Annotated in this window: 6 protein-coding genes; 3 read left to right on the top strand and 3 right to left on the bottom strand. The window is 58.8% G+C overall.

Features of this window, described 5'->3' with window-relative positions; all coding sequences use genetic code 11:
* Positions 1-652: helix-turn-helix domain-containing protein (locus B7L71_RS14895; protein ID WP_081138888.1), on the bottom strand; the 652-nt coding region annotated here is incomplete at its 3' end.
* Between the two features lie 93 nt (positions 653-745).
* Positions 746-1,204: a hypothetical protein gene (locus B7L71_RS14890; RefSeq protein ID WP_081138886.1), complete on the bottom strand. Its 459-nt coding sequence runs from the start codon at positions 1,202-1,204 to the stop codon at positions 746-748.
* 135 nt (positions 1,205-1,339) lie between these two features.
* On the opposite strand from B7L71_RS14890, the gene B7L71_RS14885 reads away from it, so the two are divergent.
* A complete protein-coding gene (locus B7L71_RS14885) occupies positions 1,340-1,942 on the top strand; it encodes a YqaA family protein (protein ID WP_039179656.1) in 603 nt (200 codons plus the stop codon).
* 27 nt (positions 1,943-1,969) lie between these two features.
* Here the strand turns inward: B7L71_RS14885 and B7L71_RS14880 are convergent, their stop codons facing one another.
* The gene (locus B7L71_RS14880; protein WP_081138885.1) at positions 1,970-2,377 is read right to left on the bottom strand and encodes a DUF4019 domain-containing protein; all 408 of its coding nucleotides are present in this window, start codon (positions 2,375-2,377) and stop codon (positions 1,970-1,972) included.
* A 194-nt stretch (positions 2,378-2,571) separates the two neighbouring features.
* On the opposite strand from B7L71_RS14880, the gene B7L71_RS14875 reads away from it, so the two are divergent.
* Together B7L71_RS14875 and B7L71_RS18070 are read left to right on the top strand one after the other, a co-directional pair.
* Positions 2,572-2,940 (top strand): alternative oxidase, encoded by a 369-nt coding sequence (locus B7L71_RS14875; RefSeq protein ID WP_249273279.1) that lies wholly within the window; start codon positions 2,572-2,574, stop codon positions 2,938-2,940.
* 47 nt (positions 2,941-2,987) lie between these two features.
* Positions 2,988-3,091: alternative oxidase (locus B7L71_RS18070; protein ID WP_446497440.1), on the top strand; the 104-nt coding region annotated here is incomplete at its 3' end.

The raw sequence follows: 3,091 nt of genomic DNA, 5'->3' as shown, positions 1-3,091 counted from the left end.
GGGCGATGTGGGAGTAGCTGGCAAGCTGCCCGTCCGGGATCATCAGCAGCGCCCGCCACACGTTGAGCTGAAAGTTGGTACCCCGCACATGCAGCGAAAGCGCCCCAGGCGCTGCGCGGCGCGGCGGTTCGAACAGCGCCTCGACGGCGTAACGCGTGGCGTCCGGCTGGTGGCGCAAGGTACAGCGCGGCCACTCGGCGGCCAGCTGCGCCAGAATCTCCGCTTCGGGTGTCGCTGCCAAAAAGCCCATGCGGCAAATGCCTCTCGGGGTGGTGGCGACCAGCACCTGGCCAAACGGCGTGGGGTGAACCCCATAAGCAATCTCCACGCCCTCCCCCTGGCGCTTGAACTCCCCCGGTGTGACCGCCTCCAGCGTCACGAAATGATCATAAAGCCGCGAGCCGCCGCTCAGCCCCAGCGCTTCGGCGGTGTCGGCAAGGCTCTGGGAAGAAGCAATCAACTGCTTGCCCCGCGCCAACGTCAACGCTTGTAAAAAGCGCTTCGGACTCACCCCTACATAGCGGCTGAACAGCCGCTGAAAATGGAACGCACTCAAGTGTACCTGCTCGGCCACCACCTCCAGGCTCGGCTGCTGGGCGGCGTGGGCCACCATGAAGGCCATGGCTTTTTCGATACGGGCGTAGTCGTTCATCGCGTCCATCTCACGGGCAAAGGGGCAAAAAGAGGCTGATGCTCGCTAAAGCTTACCCAGTGAAAGGTCCGACACCTACCCGAATCTTGCGCACTACACATGCCGGTAAATCACCCGCAAGGGTTGCCCCAGGTGGCGTTGCAGCGACTCGGTCTGTTGGGGGCTCATGGCCCCTGTTCTGGGGTTGATGGCCGTGAGCGAAAACCGAGCGAACCCTTGGGGGAAGGAGTAGTCGAGCTGGTGCACGCTGGCGACACTGCCACAGCACGGCAGCGCCTGGGGAAGGAGCGCAAAGCCACGCTGTGCGTCGTAATCCTGATCCATCACGAGATGCCACTCAGGAAGGGTCAGCTCTTGCGCGCACAGGTGACAGCGCACGTACTCGAAGTTGCTGCCACAGTCATGAAACATCACATGCTCTGATACCTGCTCGTCTATACTCTCTGCCTCGGGCATCCACTGCCACAACGCAGCCTTGGCCTGGGCTACCTGCTGCGCAGTGGGCAGATAGTGAGGCTCTGCCGGAATGATGACGATATGATGATCACTCATGTGAGTCACTCCGTGTGAGTCGCTCCAAGTGCGTCGGCCAATGAGTACGCAACAGTCTACTCTACACGACAACCCCGCACATTCATCATGTGCGCCGCCGCCAGTCGGCCATGCCATTTACGTCAGGAGGACACGATGGCGCTGATCTCTACCCGTACCCAGCACTGGCTGGAGCGTTTGAACGGCTCCAAACACATGCTCTGGCTGATCGCCACCCTCTCGTTTCTGGAAACCATCATCCTGCCCGTGCCCATCGAGCTGGTACTGATCCCGTTGATGGCGGTGAACAAACAGCGGATCTGGGCGATTGCCACGGCCACCACGCTGGGCTGCCTGGTGGCGTCGCTGGTGGGCTATAGCGTGGGCATGGTGCTCTATCAATCGCTGGGAACCTGGTTTATCGAGTTTATGGGCATGGAGGAGAGCTATCAGGCGTTTCAGGGCTTCTTCAACCGCTACGGGTTTGCCGCGATTCTGGCCATCGGCATTCTTCCCATCCCCTTCCAGGTCGCCATGATTACCGCCGGGCTCTCCGGTTACCCTATCCTGCTATTCGTGCTGGCGGCGCTGCTCTCACGCGGGCTGCGCTACTACGGACTGGCCTGGCTGGTGAAACGCTATGGCAAACGGGTTGAAACTCTGTGGAAGCGCCATGCGCTGATGACCAGCCTCGCACTGGGCAGCGCGGTGCTGGTCATCGTGTTGGTCATGCAGGCATTGGCGGGGATGATCGTGTGATAGGCTAGCGGCTGATTGGCCCAGCCGTCACTCGATATAGTAACCACTGACCCGCCAGGTGCCGTTTTCCAGATGCGGGGTCACCACTTCCACCACCCGCGGGCGGTTGGCAAACTGGGTCTGGAAGGTAACGACCTTGAAGTCGCCCCGTTCAGCGCCGGGCATGGAGGTGTACTGCGAAACGCGCACTCGGCGGCGCGATTGCACCGAGCCAAAGTCCTTACGCGACAGTGCAACGGTGCGTTCAAGCATGGCAGCAGAAAGCGGTGTACGCAGCAGTGGCGAAGCGGCTTCCCATGCCTGTTCATACTCGCTGTTATCGATCTTCACCAACCACGCCAGCGCCGCCTCCTCTGCTGCCTGCACAGATGCCTGAGCCGTTGCGGTAAGCATCAACAAGGCAGCGGACAACAACAGAGCACGTAATTTGGGCATGGCAGACTCATTAGTGGCTAAGAAAAGACGTACCTCTTTATTATCGGAAAGTCGCAAGGATTCTTTAGCATTTCAGCGCCCATCGCTGCCAGCGACGTCAATCTTTCACCGCAGTGGCAAAAAGATGCTCAAGCGACGAACCCAAAAGCCATACAGAAGTCATACATTAAAATTTTACCTGCAAGGAGTAGACCATGAACAGTCATGATGAGCACACGAGGCCTGGCGAACAATACACACATCACCAACCTCAGGGGCTGTCAGACCGCATTGCCTACCGAGTCGTGAAATTCATGCGTTTTTTTGCCGACAAGTTTTTTGCCGGCCGTTACGGCCATCGTGCCGTCATTCTGGAAACAGTGGCCGCCGTGCCCGGCATGGTGGGAGGGGCGATACAGCACTTGCATGCCATTCGGCGCATCAAGGATGATGATGGCTGGATTCGTACCCTATTGGATGAAGCGGAAAACGAGCGCATGCACCTGATGACCTTTATCGAGGTCGCCAAGCCCAACCGTTTCGAGCGCTTCCTCATTCTCGTAGCCCAAGGCATGTTCTTTTAATCTGTTTTTTCCTGCTGTATTTATGCTCCAGCAAGACCGCCCACCGCGTGGTCGGCTACCTGGAAGAGGAAGCCGTCTATAGCTACACCGAATACCTGGAAGGTATCGACCGAGGCGATTACGAAAACATCCCGGCGCCCCAAATCGCCAT

The sequence above is a fragment of the Halomonas sp. BC2 genome (assembly GCF_002078115.1).
Lineage (GTDB): Bacteria > Pseudomonadota > Gammaproteobacteria > Pseudomonadales > Halomonadaceae > Vreelandella > Vreelandella stevensii.
The sequence above is the reverse complement of the archived record's forward strand: the minus strand, read 5'-3'. Positions and strand labels throughout refer to the sequence as shown.